This is a genomic window from Pseudomonas nitroreducens TX1, assembly GCF_000313755.1.
Taxonomy (GTDB): domain Bacteria; phylum Pseudomonadota; class Gammaproteobacteria; order Pseudomonadales; family Pseudomonadaceae; genus Pseudomonas; species Pseudomonas nitroreducens_A.
Map to the genome: position 1 here is coordinate 165823 of NZ_AMZB01000124.1, position 18397 is coordinate 184219.

Below are 18397 nucleotides of genomic sequence, written 5' to 3' on the forward strand. Positions count from 1 at the left end.
CCAGTGCCGCCTGTACTCGCGCACAGGCGGCACTGTCAGATCGTGATCCCGACCCTCAGCTGACTGCCTCAGGGGCAGTTCACCGGCTTCTGGTCAGGCGTCGGATCGCCGCTGCTCTGGCTCTCCACCCGCTCGCGGTTCTGGTCCGAAGGAACCATGACCGGCGGCGGGCTCATCACTTCACAGGTACTGGGGGCGCCACCACTTCCGGCGCAACCCACCAGCACGAGGCAAAACGACAGCACAGGGGTGACAGCTCGCATGACCCTTCTCCTTGGCATCCGTACAAGGCTTGTGACCCGAGGATGCCGCAGAGGTTTGCTTTACTGTCGCCCGACAGTACAGCCAGGATCAGGCCTTGGCGCGCTGCTCCAGCACTTCCACAGCCGGCAGGACCTTGCCCTCGACAAACTCGAGGAAGGCGCCACCACCCGTGGAAATGTAGGAGATCTGCTCGCCGATGCCGTACTTGTCGATCGCCGCCAGGGTGTCGCCACCGCCGGCGATGCTGAAGGCGCTGCCTTCGGCGATGGCCTTGGCCAGGGTCTTGGTGCCTTCGCCGAACTGGTCGAATTCGAATACGCCAACCGGGCCGTTCCACAGGATGGTCTTTGAGGTTTTCAGCAGCTCGGCGAACTGGGCAGCGGTTTTCGGGCCGATGTCCAGGATCATGTCGTCGTCGGCCACGTCAGCGATGTCCTTGACGGTGGCGACGGCAGTCTCGGCGAATTCCTTGGCAACCACCACGTCCACCGGCAGCGGCACGCTGACCTTGGCGGCGATGGCCTTGGCGGTGTCGACCAGGTCGGCTTCGTACAGCGACTTGCCAACCTTGTGGCCCGCCGCGGCGAGGAAGGTGTTGGCGATGCCGCCGCCGACGATCAGCTGGTCGCAGATCTGCGCCAGACTGTTCAGCACGTCGAGCTTGGTGGAGACCTTGGAGCCGGCAACGATGGCCGCCATCGGGCGTGCCGGGTTGCCCAGGGCCTTGCCGAGGGCTTCCAGCTCGGCGGCCAGCAGCGGGCCGGCCGCGGCGACCTTGGCGAACTTGGCCACGCCGTGGGTCGACCCCTCGGCGCGGTGGGCGGTGCCGAAGGCGTCCATGACGAACACGTCGCAGAGGGCGGCGTATTGCTGGGCCAGCTCGTCGGCGTTCTTCTTTTCGCCCTTGTTGAAGCGCACGTTCTCGAACAGCACGACTTCACCGGCCTTCACGTCGACGCCGCCCAGGTAGTCCTTGACCAGCGGCACGGCGCGGCCAAGGGCCTTGGACAGGTAGTCGGCGACCGGCTGCAGGCTGTTCTCTTCGGAGAACTCGCCTTCGGTCGGGCGGCCCAGGTGCGAGCAGACCATTACCGCCGCGCCCTTTTCCAGGGCCAGCTTGATGGTCGGCAGCGAAGCCAGGATGCGCGCGTCACTCTTGACCACACCGTCCTTCACCGGAACGTTGAGGTCTTCGCGGATCAGCACGCGCTTACCTTGGAGGTCGAGGTCGGTCATCTTCAACACGGTCATGACAGTCAGTCCTGTTGGGGCTGTTTGATTAACGTTCGGTAGCGGCGACACGCAGGTAGTGGCCTGCGGTGTCGAGCATGCGGTTAGCGAACCCCCACTCGTTGTCGAACCAGGCCAGCACGTTCACCAGACGGGGGCCGGAAACGCGGGTCTGGCTGCCATCGACGATGGCCGAGTGTGGGTCATGATTGAAATCACAGCTGGCATGGGGCAGCTCGGTGTACGCCAGCAGGCCTTTCAGCGGGCCCTCGGTGGCAGCCTGGCGCAGCACCCGGTTGATCTCCTGCGCGGACGTATCGCGGGAAACCTGCAGGGTAATGTCCAGGGCCGAGACGTTCACCGTCGGCACCCGAATGGCTTTGGCCTGGATTCGCCCGGCGAGTTCCGGCAACAGGCGTTCGATGCCGCGCGCCAGCCCCGTGGACACCGGGATCACCGACTGGAAGGCGGAGCGTGTGCGGCGCAGGTCTTCGTGGTGGTAGGCGTCGATCACCGGCTGGTCGTTCATCGCCGAGTGAATGGTGGTGATCGAGACGTACTCGATGCCCACGGCCTCGTTCAGCAGCTTGAGCAGCGGCACGCTGCAGTTGGTGGTGCAGGAGGCGTTGGACACCAGCGTCTCGGCACCGGAGAGGCCCTGCTGGTTGATGCCGAAGACCACGGTGGCATCGATGTCCGCCTCGCTGGCCATCGGCTGGGAGAACAGGACCCGCGGCGCACCGGCGCCAAGGAAGCGCTCGCCGTCGGCACGGGTGTGGTAGACGCCGGAGCATTCCAGCACCAGGTCGATGTCCAGGGCGCGCCAGTCGATGGCCTCGGGCTCGGCTTCGCGGAACACCTTCACACAGTCGGCGCCGATATGCAGGCATCCGTCGGCCACGCTCACCTCGCCGGGGAAGCGGCCGTGGGTAGAGTCGAAGCGGGTGAGGTACTCCAGGCTGGCCAGGTCCGCCAGGTCGTTCAGCGCGACAATGGAGAAATCAGCCTTGGCGCCGCGTTCGTGCAGGGCGCGGAACACGCAGCGGCCGATACGGCCATAGCCGTTGAGGGCAACTCGGTAAGGGCGCTTGGACATTGTTATCCCTTGTCGATCTTCGTAGGAGCGAGCTTGCTCGCGAACCGAGCAAAACCCTTCGCGAGCAAGCTCGCTCCTACAAGAGCCGGATCAGGCTTCGAGCAGCTCGGCGGCGACTTCCAGCACGTTCTCGACGGTGAAGCCGAAGTGCTCGAACAGCGCCGGTGCCGGGGCCGACTCACCGAAGGTGGTCATGCCGATGACGCGGCCTTCCAGGCCGACGTACTTGTACCAGTAGTCGGCATGGGCGGCTTCGATGGCGATACGCGCACCCACCTGGACCGGCAGCACGGCCTGCTTGTAGCCGGCATCCTGCTGGTCGAAGACGCTGGTGGACGGCATGGAGACCACGCGCACCTTGCGGCCTTCGGCGCTGAGCTTGTCGAATGCCTGGACGGCCAGGCCGACTTCGGAGCCGGTGGCGATCAGGATCAGCTCCGGCTCGCCGTCGCAGTCCTTGAGCACGTAGGCGCCACGAGCCACGTCGGCCAGTTGGGCGGCGTCGCGCGGCTGGTGCGGCAGGTTCTGGCGGCTGAAGATCAGCGCGGACGGACCGTCGGCACGCTCGATGGCGTACTTCCAGGCCACCGCGGACTCCACGGCATCGGCCGGGCGCCAGGTATCCAGGTTCGGGGTCAGGCGCAGGCTGGCCAACTGCTCGATCGGCTGGTGGGTGGGGCCGTCTTCGCCCAGGCCGATGGAGTCGTGGGTGAACACGTAGAGCACGCGCTGCTTCATCAGGGCGGACATGCGCACCGCGTTGCGGGCGTATTCCATGAAGATCAGGAAGGTCGCGCCGTAGGGGAGGAAGCCGCCATGCAGGGCCACACCGTTCATGATGGCGCTCATGCCGAACTCGCGCACACCGTAGAACAGGTAGTTGCCGTTGGCGTCGTCGGCGCTCACGCCCTTGCAGCCCTTCCACAGAGTCAGGTTGGAACCGGCGAGGTCGGCGGAGCCGCCCAGCAGTTCCGGCAGCAGCGGGCCGAAGGCGTTCAGGGCATTCTGGCTGGCCTTGCGGCTGGCAATGGTCTCGCCCTTCAGCGCGACGTCGGCGACGTAGGCGGCAGCCTTCTCGGCGAAATCGGCCGGCAGTTCACCGGCAACGCGGCGCTCGAACTCAGCGGCCAGCTCCGGATGTGCGGCCTGGTAGGCAGCAAAACGCTTGTTCCACTCGGCCTCACGGGTGGCGCCGCTATCCTTGGCGCTCCACTCGGCGTAGATGTCCGCCGGGATCTCGAACGGCGCGTGGTTCCAGCCCAGCGCGGCGCGCGTGGCGGCCACTTCGTCGACGCCCAGGGCGGCGCCATGGCTTTCTTCCTTGCCCTGCTTGTTCGGCGAGCCGAAGCCGATGATGGTCTTGCAGCAGATCAGGGTCGGCACTTCGCTCTTGCGGGCGGTCTCGATGGCGGTCTTGATCTCGTCGGCGTCATGCCCGTCGACATTGCGGATCACCTGCCAGCCGTAGGCCTCGAAGCGCTTGGGGGTGTCGTCGGTGAACCAGCCGTGGACTTCGCCGTCGATGGAGATGCCGTTGTCGTCGTAGAAGGCGATCAGCTTGTTCAGGCGCAGGGTGCCGGCCAGCGAGGCGACTTCATGGGAGATGCCCTCCATCATGCAGCCGTCGCCCAGGAAGGCGTAGGTGTAGTGGTCGACGATGCTGTGGCCGTCGCGGTTGAACTGTGCGGCCAGCACTTTCTCGGCCAGCGCCATGCCCACGGCGTTGGCGATGCCCTGGCCCAGCGGGCCGGTGGTGGTCTCGACGCCGGCGGTGTAGCCGTACTCCGGGTGGCCCGGGGTGCGCGAGTGCATCTGGCGGAAGTTCTTCAGGTCATCGACGGTGACGTCGTAGCCGGTGAGGTGCAGCAGCGAGTAGATCAGCATCGAGCCGTGGCCGTTGGACAGCACGAAACGGTCGCGGTCGGCCCACTGCGGGTTGCTCGGGTTGTGCTTGAGGTAGTCGCGCCAGAGGACTTCGGCGATATCCGCCATGCCCATGGGGGCGCCGGGATGGCCGCTGTTGGCTTTCTGCACGGCGTCCATGCTCAGTGCGCGGATGGCGTTGGCTCGCTCACGACGGCTGGGCATCGCTGAATCTCCTGCGGGGCTGCTTCGAAAGATCGAAGGGAATGAAAAAAGGCCGGCATTTTCGCCCAGCGGGGCCCTGTGGGGCAATGACAGATCGCCAGATGGCTGATGCAAGGCATGGGGTGCGACACCCAATCGGTCAAAAACCACTCATCCGCCAATATCAAAACTTTTTGATACAGCTATTGCCCACCCCGGAAGCCACGACTAGACTGCGCGACCTATGAGTCTGCGCCTGCCCGAAATCCGCCACGACGATTGCGATCAACTGGCTGCCCTGTGCAAGGCCGGCGGCGATCCGCTGCGGCTGAATGTGCTGCGGGTGCTGGCCAACGATTCGTTCGGCGTGCTGGAGCTGGCGCATATCTTCGGTGTCCGCCAGTCGGGCATGAGCCACCACCTGAAGGTGCTCGCCCAGGCCGGCCTGGTCGCAACGCGCCGCGAAGGCAACGCGATCTTCTATCGCCGCGCCCTGCCCCAGGGTGAAAGCCTGGGTGGCACGCTGCACGGGGCGCTGCTCGAAGAAGTGGACGAGCTGGCACTGGCCGACGACGTCAGCGCCCGCATCGACGGCGTGCACGCCCAGCGCGCCGCCGTCAGCCGCGACTTCTTTGCCCGCAGCGCGGAGAAGTTCCAGGCGACCCAGGACCTGATCGCAGGACTGCCGCAATACCGCGAAAGCGTGCTGGCGCTGCTCGATGCACTGAGCTTCGCCCCCGGCGCCACGGCGCTGGAGGTCGGTCCCGGCGACGGCGGATTCCTCCCCGAGCTGGCCCGGCGTTTCGCCCAGGTCACGGCGCTGGATAACAGCCAGGCCATGCTCGAGATGGCGAAGCAACGCTGCGCCAGTGAAGGTTTGAATAACGTCCGGCTGCGGCTGGGCGATGCCCTGCAGGACGTCGACGACGCGGCGGACTGCGTGGTGCTGAACATGGTGCTGCACCACTTTGCCGCACCGGCGGAGGCCGTGAAGCAGCTGGCGCACCTGGTGAAACCCGGTGGCAGCCTGCTGGTGACCGAACTCTGCAGCCACGACCAGAGCTGGGCCCGCGAGGCCTGTGGTGACCTCTGGCTGGGGTTCGAACAGGAAGACCTGGCCCATTGGGCCGACGCCGCCGGGCTCGCGTCCGGCGAAAGTGTTTACATCGGTTTACGCAATGGCTTTCAGATCCAGGTACGGCACTTCGCCAAACCGGATTCGCGAAGCGTCCTCACCCACCGGTAAATGATAGGAACCGTTAGATGAGCGAATACTCTGTTTTCACCTCCGAATCCGTCTCCGAAGGCCATCCGGACAAGATCGCGGACCAGATTTCCGATGCGGTGCTCGACGCCATCATCGCCAAGGACAAATACGCCCGCGTGGCCTGCGAAACCCTGGTGAAGACCGGTGTCGCGATCATTGCCGGCGAAGTCACCACCTCCGCCTGGGTCGACCTGGAAGACCTGGTGCGCAAGGTCATCATCGACATCGGCTACAACAGCTCCGACGTCGGCTTCGACGGCGCCACCTGCGGCGTGCTGAACATCATCGGCAAGCAGTCGGTGGACATCAACCAGGGCGTCGACCGCGCCAAGCCCGAAGACCAGGGCGCTGGAGACCAGGGCCTGATGTTCGGCTACGCCAGCAACGAAACCGACGTGCTGATGCCCGCGCCGATCTGCTTCTCGCACCGACTGGTGGAGCGCCAGGCCGAGGCCCGCAAGTCCGGCCTGCTGCCCTGGCTGCGTCCCGACGCCAAGTCCCAGGTCACCTGCCGCTACGAGAACGGCAAGGTCGTCGGCATCGACGCCATCGTCCTGTCCACCCAGCACAACCCGGAAGTCAGCTACAAGGACCTGCGCGAAGGCGTGATGGAGCTGATCATCAAGCAGGTGCTGCCGGCCGAGCTGCTGCACAAGGACACCCAGTTCCACATCAACCCGACCGGCAACTTCGTGATCGGCGGCCCGGTGGGCGACTGCGGCCTGACCGGCCGCAAGATCATCGTCGATTCCTACGGTGGCATGGCCCGTCATGGCGGCGGCGCGTTCTCCGGCAAGGACCCGTCCAAGGTCGACCGTTCCGCCGCCTACGCCGGCCGCTACGTGGCCAAGAACATCGTTGCCGCAGGCCTCGCCGAGCGTTGCGAGATCCAGGTGTCCTACGCCATCGGCGTGGCCCAGCCGACTTCCATCTCGATCAACACCTTCGGCACCGGCAAGATCAGCGATGACAAGATCATCCAGCTGGTCCGCGAGCACTTCGACCTGCGTCCGTACGCGATCACCAAGATGCTCGACCTGCTGCACCCGATGTACCAGCCGACCGCGGCCTACGGCCACTTCGGTCGCAACCCGTTCGAAATGACCTACGGTGACGACACCTTCACCGCCTTCACCTGGGAGCGCACCGACAAGGCTGCCGCCCTGCGTGACGCCGCCGGCCTGTAAGACCCGGTAGCAGGAAAAGCCCCGCCTCGGCGGGGCTTTTTCATTTCCGCAGGCTTTTGTAGGAGCGAGCTTGCGGGCGAACAGATTCGGCACCGGAGCTGAAAGGTTCGCGAGCAAGCTCGCTCCTACAGGCCGATGCTCCGAAACGGCGCCAGACTGCGATCCATTGCCCCTCTCGACTGCCGCCGTCCGACCCATCACAGCGAACAATCCGCAGCGTCGATCAGCGTCCCTCACCCGCAAGCCCCTCTAGGCTGACGAACGCCCCCCCGCAGCACGGACCTTCGCCATGTCGCGCCTGATTCTCGTCGTACTGTTTTGCCTGCCGCTGGCCGTGCTCGCATGTCCGCCGTGGACGCCCGAACGGGCTACCAGCGAGCTGCACACCCTGCAGACCCAACTCGCGCAGTGGGATGACGCCTACCACCGCGAAGGAATATCCCCGGTCGCCGACGAACTCTACGACCAGGCACGCGAACGCTTGCAACTGTGGCAAGCCTGTTTCCCGCAAGTGCTGACCATCCCCGCGTCACCGCTGGCCAGTAGCGCCGGGGAAGTCCGTCACCCTGTCGCCCACACCGGGCTCGACAAGCTGCCCGATGCCCAAGCCGTGGGCGAATGGCTGGCCCACCGCAGCGATCTGTGGGTGCAGCCGAAAGTGGATGGCGTGGCCGTGAGCCTCGTCTATCAGGATGGCCGGCTCAGCCGGGCGATCAGTCGCGGCGACGGCACCGCAGGCCAGGACTGGACGGCCAACGCCCGGAAGATTGCCGCCATTCCCCCAACGCTACCCGACGCGTCCGGGCGTTTGGTGCTGCAAGGCGAGCTCTACTGGCGCCTGCCGGAGCACGTGCAGGCTCAACAGGGTGGACTGGGCGCTCGCGGAAAGGTCGCCGGGCTGATGGCGCGCAACGAGCTCGGTGATGAAGGGGCGCAGATCGGGTTGTTCGTCTGGGAACTGCCTGATGGCCCACTGGAAATGCCCGAACGACTGCAACGCCTGAGGCAACTGGGCTTCAACGATAGCGCCGAGCTGACCGAAGCAGTGACCGACCTGAGCGAAATCGAAACGTGGCGCGAGCGCTGGTATCGCCAGCCGCTGCCCTTCGCCAGCGATGGCATCGTCATCCGCCAGGGCCGCCGGCCGCCGGGCAAGGTCTGGAGCGCACAGGCGCCCGGCTGGGCGGTGGCATGGAAGTATCCGCACCAGCAGGCGCTGGCCGAAGTGCGGCGCGTGGAGTTCAAGGTCGGGCGCAGCGGACGGGTCACGCCCGTCCTGCATCTCGCCCCGGTGGAGCTGGATGGACGGACCATCCAGCGCGTCGGCGCTGGCTCGCTCAAGCGTTGGCGCAGCCTGGACATCCGCCCCGGCGATCAGATCGCTATCGCCCTGGCCGGGCTGACTATCCCACGCCTGGACGGCGTGGTCTGGCGCTCACCGAACCGGTCCGAGGTCGATGCTCCCACGGACGGGCAGTACGACGCCCTCTCCTGCTGGCGGCCTACGGCGGGCTGCGAGGAGCAATTTCTCGCCCGCCTGGAATGGCTCGGCGGTAAGAACGGGCTTGCACTCTCCGGCGTTGGCCCAGGCACCTGGCGGCGCCTGCAGGAGGCTGGACTGCTGAGCGGAATGCTCGACTGGATGACACTGGCACCGGAACAATTGAACCAGGTTCCCGGCCTGGGCGAGCGCAGCTCCACCAGCCTGCACCAGCAGTTCCAGCTGGCTCGCCACCGTTCATTCGCTGTCTGGCTGCGCGCCCTTGGCGCGCCCTCTCCCAGCGCTCATCCCACGGGAGAGGACTGGACCGCCCTGGCCGCCCGCAATGCGTTGCAGTGGCAGGAGCAACCCGGCATCGGCAGAGTCCGCGCGGCACAGCTGGAAGCCTTCTTTACGGCGCCGGAAGTCGCGCAACTGCGCGAGCAGCTGCACGACCTCGGCGTCGCGGGCTTCTAAGCGTCTCAGCGCATCTGGAAGGCTTCCTGGTGGAAGCGGCCGGCCGGCATGCCCTGGCGACGCAGATCCCGGCGCAGCAGTTCGGCCAGCGCTTGCGGACCGCAGAACCAGACACTCGGCCAGCGCCCCTGGGAACCGGGCTGCACGCCCAGATCGGCCGCCTGCAGGTAGCCTTCACTCTCGCTGTAGTGCACGCGCAGTTCGATGCGCGGCAACTTCGCACACAGCTCGCGTAGACGCCCCGCGTAGATGGCGTCAGACGGCGAGCGCACGCAATACAGCAGCGTCACTTCCGGGCAGTCTTCCGGCCGCGCCTGCAGCGATTCGAGCCAGGCCAGGAAGGGGGTGATGCCGATACCACCGGCGATCCATACCTGCCGCCCGCCCTTGTCGCGGCGGAAGTCGAAGCGGCCGTAGGGTCCTTCCACCTTGACCGGATCACCGACCTTCAGCCCCTCCTGAAGGCGCTGTGTGTAGTCTCCCAGCGCCTTGATGCTGAAGCGCACCTCGCCATTGCCCAGGTCGCCGCTGGAAAGGGTGAAGGGATGCTGCCCCTCCAGGCGATCACAGGTCAGGAAGGCGAACTGGCCGGCCCGGTGCTGCCAGCGCCCCTGAAGCCTGCAGGTCACCTCCAGCATGCGCTCGCCGGGGCGCTCGATCGCCACCACAACGCCTTCATGGGTGCGCCGGCGGCCGATCTGTCCGCTCAGCGACCAGAGGGCACAGAGGCTGCCCACGACCGCGCAAAGCGCCACCAGCCAGCCCACCGGCTGGGTCCAGTAGCCTGCCGGCGCCAGGACCACACCATGGAAGGCGAGCACCAGGTAAACCAGCGCGAGGGTTTTGTGGACGTAGCGCCAAAGGTGATAAGGGAAGCGCTGCCAGAGGGTGATGACCAGCATGGCCGCCAGCAGCCAGGCCGACCATTCCCCCAGGTCCTTGGCGGAGCCACGGAACACGTCGAGGAAGGTTTCCACCCGCGGCCCCTTGGCCGGTTTGGCGATAAACTCGGCGAGCAGCGGGCCACCCAGTTCCAGCAGGTAGTGCAGCAGACCCAGCACGATGGCCAGGATGCCCGCCCACTTGTGCGCACGGTACATGCGGTCGAGGCCGTCCAGCGGCTTTTCCAGCCAGACCGGGCGCACCGCCAGCAGCATGATCAGCGACATCAGCGCGAAAGACGCGACGCCGGTGAAAAGAATGGCCTGCTTGCGCAATGCCCAGATGTCCAGCGTTGCCGGCGGGTCGACGAACAGCGCCAGGCCAAAAGTGGCCGCCACGGCCACGAGTACGATCCAGATGAGTTTCATGAGTCCTCCTTGGGGCGCCACAGCAGCGAGCCCAACCGGAAGCTGAAGGTTTGTTCTGAATCATCCCTTAATTTCGAAGGGTCTTTACGCAGGCATCGGCAATGCCATGACCCATGTCAAAGGCATCGTCCTTCGTTATGCTCGGCATCTTCCTACGGACCAGTTTTCATGCCATGCGCCTGCGAGTGCTTTCCGATCTTCACCACGAACACTTCCCGGGCGGCCGCCGCGAATTGCCCCAGGCCTCGGCGGACGTCGTCGTGCTGGCCGGGGACATCCATGAGCACTTGCAAGGCCTGCACTGGGCGCGCGAGGCGTTTGCCGACAGCCAGATCATCTACGTCGCCGGCAATCACGAGTACTACCATTCCGACCTCCCCGAGCTGACCCAGGCCATGCGCAACCTGGCCCGTGCGCTGGATATCCACTTCCTCGAGAAGGATGCGGTGGTTCTCGGTGGCGTGCGTTTTCTCGGCACCACGCTGTGGACGGATTTTCAGCTCTACGGCGAACGAGCGTCAGAACTCGCCTACGAGCAGGCGCAGTTGCTGATGCCCGATTTCAACACGGTGGATTACTTCACCCAGCCCTTCACGCCACAGATGAGCCGCGCACTCTGCGGCGCCAGCTGCGAATGGCTGGCAGCGGAGCTGGATCAACCCTTCGCCGGCCCGACGGTGGTGGTGACGCACCACGCCCCCAGCACCCGCTCGATCCCCTCGCACTATGTCGGCGACGCCCTGTCGCCGGCCTTCGCCTCGAACCTGGAAGGCCTGGTGCAGCGCTGCGACCTGTGGATTCACGGGCATGTACATGAGCGCATGGACTATCGCATCGGCAAGGCGCGCGTCGTCGCCAACCCCGGTGCCTATCCCGGCGAGGACAGCGGCTTCGATCCCTGTTGCGTGATCGACCTCTAGAAGGGCGGCTCGTTACGTGACGCCCCCTCACGGGAGAGCTCGCGGAAGAAGCGCCAGATTTCAGCGGGTCCGTCCAGCTGCGGATCGACCTGGCCGAGCAGGCGCGGCGGCCGGTAAAGCGGCTGCGGAATCAGGTGTCCACCACCGAACACCGTCACCAGTTCAACGGGTGGCCCGCCGCTGTCGGCCCAACGTTGCCGCTGCGTCCACACCGGGCCGGGTTGGGTCAGCTTATCCACCTGCGGCTCGCCACTCTGGCCGTTGCGCCGCGCCAGCTCGAGGGCGGACTCCTCGGCGGAAAGCACGTTGCCGCGGTCACCGAAGCCGAACAGCGTGACCCGGCCACCCGCGTAGGGATTGATCGGGTCCCGCGTGCCGTTCATCAGCAGCACAGCCTTGGGCTGCTCGGCGGGGCGACAGGCGTCGTTGTCCGCGCTCGGCAGACTGGCAGCCACGGCGGCGACGCCGTCAACCTTGTCCGGAGCCTCGGCGGCCAGGCGCAGCGCCATCTGCCCGCCATTCGAGTAGCCAGTGACGAAGACTCGCGCCGGGTCGACGCCGCGCTCGCGCTGCAGGCTGTTGATCATCTGCGAGAGGAAGCCAACGTCGTCGATATTCAGACGCCGGGCGCTGTAGGAAGCCACCCGCCGACAGTCATTCCAGTGCCCTTCGAAACCATCGGGATACAGCACCAGAAAGCCATCGCGGTCGGCCAGGGCGTCGAAGCGGTAACCGCTGTCGCGGCGCATGCGCTCGCCGTTACTCTGCGAGCTGTGCAGCACCACCAGCAGCGCCGGATGCGCGGCGAGCTTGTGCGGCACGTAAAGCACATAGCTGCGGCGCCGCTGCCCCTGGCGCACCGAAGCATCCTCGCTGCGGCCGGTCAGCGTCGGCTGCAACTTCAGCTCACCGGGCACGTACCACCAGCCCCCTACCAGCAGCGCCAGCACCAGCAGCGCGATGAGTGCCTGCACGATTCGCATCGCCACCCGCATACCGCCTCTCCTTGCCCGCCCGGCGGGCCTTGCGAGCCCCGGCCGGCTGCTGAGCAACCGAACCGAGGGCACTTGCCCTGAGACAGCCCCTCGCCTAGCCGTCCATGGCAAACTCTAGCCGCTGACTCCAACGTCATAGTGTTTGGTAACCAAGGATTCCGAAAATGTTCCGAAGCTCTGCCCTGATGGCCGCCGTACTCGTCCTCGGCTGCGCAAGCCCGCTGTTTGCCGCCGATACCGCCCAGCAGCCGCTGACCGGTTGCGCGGCCAAACGTGCCGCCATCCAAACCCAGCTCGAACAAGCCAAGGCCCAGGGCAACGGCAACCGCGTCGCCGGCCTGCAGACCGCTCTGGAGAAGGTGAAGACCTACTGCACTGACGCCAGCCTTACGCAGGAGCGCAAGCAGAACGTGCTCGATGCAGAGAAGGACGTCGCCCAGCGCGAGAAAGACCTGCGCAAGGCGATGAGCAAGGGCGATCCGGAGAAGATCGAGAAGCGCAAGGACAAGCTGGCCGAGTCCCGCGCCGAACTGGAGCAGGCCAAGCGCGAGCTGGAGGAGTAATACCGGGGAGCGGCCTGCGGCCGGATCGCGGACGGCGTCCGCTTACCTGAAATATTGCGCCGGGGCGTGCCCTCTCTCCCCGCCTTCTCCCTTCGGAGCGGGGCGCGATGCCAGGGAGAGGGGAGTTCTCGGCACGGACTTACGGAGAAAGGCAATGGCTCCTACAGAACCTTGTAGGAGGAGCCACGCCCGCGAAGGCGTGGCAAAGTCCGCCGTTGCCCTGCGCTCAGAGTGCGCGGAATTTCTTGTGGCAGGCTTCGCAGGCGTCTTCTACCGCAGCGAAGTCCTTGCGCACGCCCTCGGGTGTCGGCGCGGCGTTGCGGGTGTTCTCGCCCAGCGCGCGGACGGCCTGCTCGAAGGTCTTGGCGTCGGCCTGGAACTCCAGCTGGCGCTGCCAGATTTCCGCCTTGGCGCGGGTATCGTCGCTTTCCACCTCGTCAGCCGGCGGCTGGGTCGACGGGAAGTACTGCCAGGGCTTGTCGGCGAGCTCACCGAGCTTGGTCGAATTCGCGCGGAACCTGTCCGCGTCGAAAGGAATTCGCCCACGCAACATGCCACCCATGTCCTCGCTGGTCTTGAGCATCTCCTTGAACACTGCCTGGCGCTTGTACTCCGGCGAGTTGGGGTCCTGGCGATGGCAGCCGGCGAGCGCCGCGCCGGCAAGCAGCAGAACGAGCAGGGTCTTCAACTTCATGGGGGACTCTTGTAGGACGGCTGGACACGGAAGCGCCGGATTATCCGCCCCGATGTCCGAATGTTCCAGAGCGCGCCCGAGCGTCTGCGGCCATCCGCCGCAGCCGCGAGCTTTTCGTTCAGCCGCCGTTCAGGCGCGCAAAGGTCAGGCGGAAACGACGAAGATCGCGATGATCAGGCCCATGCCGAGGAACCATACCAGCGAGCGCAACAGCGCCAGGTCGGCAACGTAGAAGATCAGGTAGAGCAGGCGACTGGTGACCCAGGCGATGGCCAGGCGGTCGACGGTGGCAGGTTCGGCGTTGTTCACCACATAGGCGATGATCACCGCCGCAGCGAAGGCCGGGGTCACCTCGAAGCTGTTCATCTGGAAGGCGTTGGCGCGCTTGCGGTAACCCTCCAGAGTGGCGAGGAAGCTGCGCGGGTCGTGGTTCTGCCGGGGGCCGAAGCCGCCGCCGGTGAACTTGGCGATACTGGTGCCGACATAGGGCAGGAAGATCGCGATCAGGACACACCAGAAGGCAATGGGCATGGAGGAGTCTCGTCGAGGGGAAAGCGCGCAGCTTAGATCAAGGCTGCACGCCGCGTCCTTGACCGGCTTGGCGCCTCGCAGCGTAGCGCGGGCCAATCCTCAGAGCTTCATCACCAGCATGCCCGCCAGCACCAGGCTGCACGCGGCCAGGCGCGGCAGGCCGAAAGGCTCCTTGAGGAAGCGCATGCCGAACAGCACCACCAGCAGCACGCTGGTCTCGCGTAGCGCGGCGGCCTCGGCGATGGAGCCCAGCTGCATCGCCCAGAGCACCAGCCCGTAGCTGAGCAGCACGCAGAAACCGACGCTCAGGCCGAGCTTCCAGTCGTGGATCCAGAACTTGGCGAAGGCCCGCGTCCGGCCGAACAACGCCAATAGCGGAAACGGCAGGCCGGAGAGCAGCGACAGCCAGACCAGGTAGTCCAGCGGCTTGGGCCAGAGCTTCAGCGCGTTGCCGTCGGTCCAGGTGTAGCTGCCGATGCACAGGCCCATCAGCAGTACGGTGGGATACGCGATCCACGGCAGCTTGGAGCCACCGCCGCCCTTGAGCAGGAACAGCATGCCGAGCGGGATCAGCAGGATGCCGAGGATCTGCTTGTCCGTCAGGTGCTCGCCACCGAAGGTCAGGGTCAGCGCCAGCACCACCAGCGGCGACAGCCCGCGCATCAGCGGATAGACCAGTCCCAGGTCACCGACCTTGTAGGCCTGGATCAGCAGCACTCGGTAGACCAGCTGCAGCGACACGGCTGCGAGCAGCCAGGGCCAGACCTCGGCGGGCGGCGTCTCGATCCAGGGCAGCAGCGCCAGGCCGGCAGTCAGGCCGACCACATCCATGCAGGCGACCACCAGCAAGCGGTCGTTGCTGAATTTGACGAGGGTATTCCAGGTGGCGTGCAGCAGGGCGGCCAGCAGCACCAGGGTAGTGGCGAGCACGAAAACGAACTCCTGGTATAGACCAGTCCGATTCTATCCCGAGCCACCCCGTGGCCGGCAAGCACCGGCTGTTTCGGACATTTCCAACTGACTCCTCGGCCGGAACTGGCCTAGACTGGGGCTTTTCGCCAGCACGAGCGCCTGCCATGCCACGCCTGTTCAAATTCCTGACTGCTTACATCCTCGTCTCCCTGCTCTCCGGTTGCGGCTACAACGCCATGCAGGCCGGCGACGAACAGGTGAAGGCCGCCTGGTCGGAAGTGCTCAACCAATATCAGCGCCGCGCCGACCTGATCCCCAACCTGGTCAGCACCGTGAAGGGCTACGCCGCCCATGAAGCCAGCGTGCTGACCCAGGTGACCGAGGCCCGCGCCAAGGTCGGCAGCACCACCCTCAATGCCGACCAACTGGATGACCCGGAAGCGGTCAAGCGCTTCCAGCAGGCCCAGGGCCAGCTCAGTTCAGCGCTTTCGCGCCTGCTGGTGGTCTCGGAGAACTACCCGCAGCTCAAGGCCGATGGCCTGTTCAAGGACCTGCTGACCCAGCTCGAAGGCACCGAGAACCGCATCACCGTCGCCCGTGGCCGCTACGTGAAGGCCGTGCAGGAGTACAACGTGATGATTCGCCAGTTCCCGCAGGTAATCACCGCGAAGATCTTCGGCTACAAACCCAAGGCCAACTTCAGCGTCGAGAACGAAGCCGCCATTTCCACCGCGCCTAAAGTGGACTTCGGCAACGCGCCGGCGCAGCCCGCGCAATGACCCTGCCGCGCTGGCTGCTCGCCGCCCTGCTGCTGTGCTGGGCGGCCCTGCTGCAGGCCGCGCCGGTCGCCATCCCGCCGCTCAGTGCCCGCGTCACCGACCTTACCCAGACCCTCGACGCAGGCCGGCGCGCACAACTGGAAAGCCAGCTTGCGGGCCTTGAGCAGCGCAAGGGCGCACAGATTGCCGTGCTGCTGATCCCCAGCACCGGCGAGGACAGCATCGAGGACTACGCGGTCCGTGCCTTCGAACAATGGAAGCTGGGGCGCAAGGGCGTGGACGATGGCGTGCTGCTGGTGGTCGCCAAGGACGACCGCACGCTGCGCATCGAGGTCGGCTACGGGCTGGAAGGCACCATCACCGACGTACAGGCCGGCCGCATCATCCGCGAGCAGATAGTGCCGCGCTTCAAGGCGGGTGATTTCGCCGGCGGCATCCAGGCCGGCGTGGACAGCCTGGTCGCGCTGATCGAGCCACCCGCGGCAGCGCCTGCCGACCAGGAAGAAAGTGCAGCGGACCAGTTGCCGCAGACAGGCCCGGTGACGGGCTATAGCGACGCCTACTCCAACCGCAACGCCAGCGCCGCCGAGGAAATCCCGCCCGCGCGCCTGCTCGGCCTGCTCGCCCTGCTGGTGGGTGTGCCGCTGCTGTGCCTGCTCTTCCCGGTGCAATGGCTGCGCCAGCGCAGCATGGGCCGCTACCTGCTGTGCAGCGCCCTGGTCGGGAGCGTGGCCTCGGCAGTACTGCTGTTCAGCGAAGCCAACCCCGATGCCCTGCAACAGCAGATGATCGGCTCCTTCTCGATCCCGCTGGTGCTGTACGTCTTCTTCCTGCCCCCGATGTGGCTGACCTCAGGTGTGCTGCAGCTGCTGCTGATGATCATCAGCTCGATAGGCCGTGGCGGCGGTGGGCGTGGAGGCGGCGGAGGCGGCGGTTTCCGGGGTGGTGGTGGATCTAGCGGCGGCGGCGGTGCCTCCGGCCGCTGGTAGCAGGCCCTACAGGGCGGCGACGCCCTGTTCTTCCTCGCGGATCGAGCGCAGCACCTGGCGCTGCAGCTCGATGAACTCGGCGCTGGCGGCCATGTCCTCGTGCCGCGGGCGGCCGAGATTCACGTCGAAGGTGGTCTTGATCCGCCCCGGCCCCAGGCCCATCACCACGATGCGGTCGGACAGATACACGGCCTCCTCTACGTCATGGGTGACGAACATCACCGTCAACCGGTGGGTTTCCCAGATGCGCGTGAGCAATTCCTGCATCTGGTGGCGGGTCATGGCATCCAGCGCGCCGAAGGGCTCGTCCATCAGCAGGATCTTCGGCCGGTAGGACAGCGCCCGGGCAATCGCCACCCGCTGCTTCATGCCGCCGGACAGCTCGTTCGGATAGGCCTCGGCGAACTTCGTCAGCTTCACCAGCTCCAGGTGCTCGTCGGCAATCTCGCGGCATTGCGCGCGGGACAGGCCGGCGGCCTTGAGGGCGAACTCGACGTTCTGCCGCGCCGTAAGCCACGGCAACAGGGTGTAGGACTGGAACACCACTCCACGGTCCAGGCCCGGCCCGGTGATCGGTACGCCGTCGACCTGCACGCTGCCGCTGTCGAAGTCCTCCAGGCCGGCAGCGATCGACAGCAGCGTGCTCTTGCCGCAGCCCGAGGTGCCGACGATGGAGACGAACTCGTTGTCCGCCAGGGTCAGGTCGATGCTGCGCAGCACCTCGCGGCGCTCCTTGCCGACCGCGAAACTCTTGTTCAGGCCGGTGATTTCCAGGGTCGCCATCAGCTGCGCCTCCGGTTGTAGCGGAACAGGACCTTCTCGCCGGCGCGCATGGCCTGGTCGGTGACCAGCCCGAGGAAGCCGAGCAGGAGGATGTAACCGATGATGGTGTCGGTCTGGAAGAAGCGCTGAGACACGGTGATGCGGTAGCCCAGGCCCGAGGTCGCTGCCACCAGCTCGGCCAGCACCAGCCAGGTCCAGGCCCAGCCGAGACTGATCCGCAGGGCGTCCCAGATGCCCGGCAGCGCGCTGGGCAGGACGATCTTCAGGAGGATGCGGCGATCCGGCATGCCGAGGGTGCGACCCAGTCCGACGAAGTCCGCCGGCACGCGCTTGATGGCGTCCATCACCATCAGCACCTGCTGGAAGAAGGTGCCGATCCAGATGATGAGGAATTTCTGGAAGTCGCTGGTGCCGGCCCAGAGGATGGTCAGTGGGACGAAGGCGACTACCGGCATATAGCGCACGAAGTCCACCAGCGGCTCGGTGGCCGCTTTCCAGAAGCCGTAGCAGCCGGCGAACACGCCGATCACGATGGACATCGCCGAGGACACCAGGAAGGCCACGGCGATGCGGTACACGCTGACCTTCAGATCCGCCCACAGGGTGCCATCGGCAGCCAGCTTGAGCATGCGCGCCCAGACGTCGCCGGGCGCCGGCAGGAAGATCTTCGGTACCGCGCCGCTCGCCCCGGCCAACCACCAGAACAGCGCCAGCAGGACGAACACGGCACCGCCGATGAGCAGGAAATGGCGCTGCGCGATCGGCTTGCCGATGGTGAACAGTGGGTTGGATTGTCGGGCTTTCATGTCGGGCTCTTCGAACGGAGAAAGACGCGCGCCGGCTCGGGGCCGGC

Annotated in this window: 18 protein-coding genes; 7 read left to right on the forward strand and 11 right to left on the reverse strand. The window is 66.0% G+C overall.

Features of this window, described 5'->3' with window-relative positions; all coding sequences use genetic code 11:
• Positions 1-68: 68 nt before the first annotated feature.
• The 4 genes from C167_RS0122280 to tkt all read right to left on the reverse strand — a co-directional run bounded on the left by C167_RS0122280 (position 69) and on the right by tkt (position 4678).
• Positions 69-263, reverse strand: coding sequence for a hypothetical protein (locus tag C167_RS0122280; RefSeq protein ID WP_026079214.1), 195 nt, complete (start codon positions 261-263; stop codon positions 69-71).
• Between the two features lie 88 nt (positions 264-351).
• On the reverse strand, positions 352-1515 hold the full coding sequence (locus C167_RS0122285) for a phosphoglycerate kinase (RefSeq protein ID WP_017520524.1): 1164 nt from the start codon (positions 1513-1515) through the stop codon (positions 352-354).
• A gap of 28 nt (positions 1516-1543) precedes the next feature.
• Entirely contained in the window at positions 1544-2590 is a 1047-nt protein-coding gene (gene epd / locus C167_RS0122290; RefSeq protein WP_017520525.1) for an erythrose-4-phosphate dehydrogenase, read from the reverse strand.
• Between the two features lie 90 nt (positions 2591-2680).
• Positions 2681-4678: a transketolase gene (tkt, locus tag C167_RS0122295; RefSeq protein WP_017520526.1), complete on the reverse strand. Its 1998-nt coding sequence runs from the start codon at positions 4676-4678 to the stop codon at positions 2681-2683.
• Between the two features lie 223 nt (positions 4679-4901).
• Here tkt and C167_RS0122300 point away from each other — a divergent pair, with 223 nt between their 5' ends.
• From C167_RS0122300 to ligB, 3 genes are all read left to right on the forward strand, one after another.
• On the forward strand, positions 4902-5903 hold the full coding sequence (locus C167_RS0122300) for an ArsR/SmtB family transcription factor (protein ID WP_017520527.1): 1002 nt from the start codon (positions 4902-4904) through the stop codon (positions 5901-5903).
• A 17-nt stretch (positions 5904-5920) separates the two neighbouring features.
• Positions 5921-7111, forward strand: coding sequence for a methionine adenosyltransferase (metK, locus tag C167_RS0122305; protein WP_017520528.1), 1191 nt, complete (start codon positions 5921-5923; stop codon positions 7109-7111).
• Between the two features lie 289 nt (positions 7112-7400).
• Positions 7401-9068, forward strand: a complete 1668-nt coding sequence (ligB, locus tag C167_RS0122310; protein ID WP_017520529.1) for an NAD-dependent DNA ligase LigB — start codon at positions 7401-7403, stop codon at positions 9066-9068.
• A gap of 5 nt (positions 9069-9073) precedes the next feature.
• Here ligB and C167_RS0122315 read toward each other — a convergent pair whose 3' ends face one another.
• Positions 9074-10378 carry a ferric reductase-like transmembrane domain-containing protein gene (locus C167_RS0122315; RefSeq protein ID WP_017520530.1) on the reverse strand — a complete coding sequence of 435 codons (1305 nt, stop codon included), beginning with the start codon at positions 10376-10378 and terminating at the stop codon, positions 9074-9076.
• Positions 10379-10551: 173 nt separating this feature from the next.
• Here C167_RS0122315 and C167_RS0122320 point away from each other — a divergent pair, with 173 nt between their 5' ends.
• Positions 10552-11298 (forward strand): metallophosphoesterase family protein, encoded by a 747-nt coding sequence (locus C167_RS0122320; protein WP_026079215.1) that lies wholly within the window; start codon positions 10552-10554, stop codon positions 11296-11298.
• Here C167_RS0122320 and C167_RS0122325 read toward each other — a convergent pair.
• Positions 11295-12293, reverse strand: a complete 999-nt coding sequence (locus C167_RS0122325; RefSeq protein WP_017520532.1) for an alpha/beta hydrolase family esterase — start codon at positions 12291-12293, stop codon at positions 11295-11297. The two genes, C167_RS0122320 and C167_RS0122325, sit on opposite strands and share 4 nt — an antisense overlap.
• Positions 12294-12457: 164 nt before the next feature.
• Between C167_RS0122325 and C167_RS0122330 the strand changes: the two genes are divergently transcribed.
• Positions 12458-12856: a DUF1090 domain-containing protein gene (locus tag C167_RS0122330; protein ID WP_017520533.1), complete on the forward strand. Its 399-nt coding sequence runs from the start codon at positions 12458-12460 to the stop codon at positions 12854-12856.
• Positions 12857-13082: 226 nt separating this feature from the next.
• Here C167_RS0122330 and C167_RS0122335 read toward each other — a convergent pair whose 3' ends face one another.
• The 3 genes from C167_RS0122335 to C167_RS0122345 form a co-directional block, all read right to left on the reverse strand.
• The gene (locus C167_RS0122335) at positions 13083-13550 is read right to left on the reverse strand and encodes a c-type cytochrome (RefSeq protein ID WP_017520534.1); all 468 of its coding nucleotides are present in this window, start codon (positions 13548-13550) and stop codon (positions 13083-13085) included.
• Between the two features lie 144 nt (positions 13551-13694).
• On the reverse strand, positions 13695-14081 hold the full coding sequence (locus tag C167_RS0122340) for an MAPEG family protein (protein ID WP_017520535.1): 387 nt from the start codon (positions 14079-14081) through the stop codon (positions 13695-13697).
• Between the two features lie 99 nt (positions 14082-14180).
• Positions 14181-15011, reverse strand: coding sequence for an EamA family transporter (locus C167_RS0122345; RefSeq protein WP_017520536.1), 831 nt, complete (start codon positions 15009-15011; stop codon positions 14181-14183).
• Between the two features lie 146 nt (positions 15012-15157).
• Between C167_RS0122345 and C167_RS0122350 the strand changes: the two genes are divergently transcribed.
• Positions 15158-15772 (forward strand): LemA family protein, encoded by a 615-nt coding sequence (locus C167_RS0122350; RefSeq protein WP_017520537.1) that lies wholly within the window; start codon positions 15158-15160, stop codon positions 15770-15772.
• Entirely contained in the window at positions 15769-16761 is a 993-nt protein-coding gene (locus C167_RS0122355) for a TPM domain-containing protein (protein ID WP_017520538.1), read from the forward strand. The genes C167_RS0122350 and C167_RS0122355 overlap by 4 nt, the downstream gene beginning before the upstream one ends.
• Positions 16762-16767: 6 nt before the next feature.
• Here the strand turns inward: C167_RS0122355 and C167_RS0122360 are convergent, their stop codons facing one another.
• Together C167_RS0122360 and C167_RS0122365 are read right to left on the reverse strand one after the other, a co-directional pair.
• A complete protein-coding gene (locus C167_RS0122360; RefSeq protein ID WP_017520539.1) occupies positions 16768-17544 on the reverse strand; it encodes an ABC transporter ATP-binding protein in 777 nt (258 codons plus the stop codon).
• Entirely contained in the window at positions 17544-18350 is an 807-nt protein-coding gene (locus C167_RS0122365; protein ID WP_017520540.1) for an ABC transporter permease, read from the reverse strand. The genes C167_RS0122360 and C167_RS0122365 overlap by 1 nt, the downstream gene beginning before the upstream one ends.
• Between the last annotated feature and the right edge of the window lie 47 nt (positions 18351-18397).

Excerpts from the sequence above, each read along its gene's own strand:
- tkt (WP_017520526.1), bottom strand. The coding sequence starts at position 4,678 with ATGCCCAGCCGTCGTGAGCGAGCCAACGCCATCCGCGCACTGAGCATG.
- C167_RS0122355 (WP_017520538.1), top strand. The coding sequence starts at position 15,769 with ATGACCCTGCCGCGCTGGCTGCTCGCCGCCCTGCTGCTGTGCTGGGCG.
- C167_RS0122320 (WP_026079215.1), top strand. The coding sequence starts at position 10,552 with ATGCGCCTGCGAGTGCTTTCCGATCTTCACCACGAACACTTCCCGGGC.
- C167_RS0122330 (WP_017520533.1), top strand. The coding sequence starts at position 12,458 with ATGTTCCGAAGCTCTGCCCTGATGGCCGCCGTACTCGTCCTCGGCTGC.
- C167_RS0122325 (WP_017520532.1), bottom strand. The coding sequence starts at position 12,293 with ATGCGGGTGGCGATGCGAATCGTGCAGGCACTCATCGCGCTGCTGGTG.
- C167_RS0122300 (WP_017520527.1), top strand. The coding sequence starts at position 4,902 with ATGAGTCTGCGCCTGCCCGAAATCCGCCACGACGATTGCGATCAACTG.
- C167_RS0122350 (WP_017520537.1), top strand. The coding sequence starts at position 15,158 with ATGCCACGCCTGTTCAAATTCCTGACTGCTTACATCCTCGTCTCCCTG.
- ligB (WP_017520529.1), top strand. The coding sequence starts at position 7,401 with ATGTCGCGCCTGATTCTCGTCGTACTGTTTTGCCTGCCGCTGGCCGTG.
- C167_RS0122365 (WP_017520540.1), bottom strand. The coding sequence starts at position 18,350 with ATGAAAGCCCGACAATCCAACCCACTGTTCACCATCGGCAAGCCGATC.
- epd (WP_017520525.1), bottom strand. The coding sequence starts at position 2,590 with ATGTCCAAGCGCCCTTACCGAGTTGCCCTCAACGGCTATGGCCGTATC.
- C167_RS0122315 (WP_017520530.1), bottom strand. The coding sequence starts at position 10,378 with ATGAAACTCATCTGGATCGTACTCGTGGCCGTGGCGGCCACTTTTGGC.
- C167_RS0122335 (WP_017520534.1), bottom strand. The coding sequence starts at position 13,550 with ATGAAGTTGAAGACCCTGCTCGTTCTGCTGCTTGCCGGCGCGGCGCTC.
- C167_RS0122340 (WP_017520535.1), bottom strand. The coding sequence starts at position 14,081 with ATGCCCATTGCCTTCTGGTGTGTCCTGATCGCGATCTTCCTGCCCTAT.
- C167_RS0122360 (WP_017520539.1), bottom strand. The coding sequence starts at position 17,544 with ATGGCGACCCTGGAAATCACCGGCCTGAACAAGAGTTTCGCGGTCGGC.
- C167_RS0122285 (WP_017520524.1), bottom strand. The coding sequence starts at position 1,515 with ATGACCGTGTTGAAGATGACCGACCTCGACCTCCAAGGTAAGCGCGTG.
- metK (WP_017520528.1), top strand. The coding sequence starts at position 5,921 with ATGAGCGAATACTCTGTTTTCACCTCCGAATCCGTCTCCGAAGGCCAT.
- C167_RS0122280 (WP_026079214.1), bottom strand. The coding sequence starts at position 263 with ATGCGAGCTGTCACCCCTGTGCTGTCGTTTTGCCTCGTGCTGGTGGGT.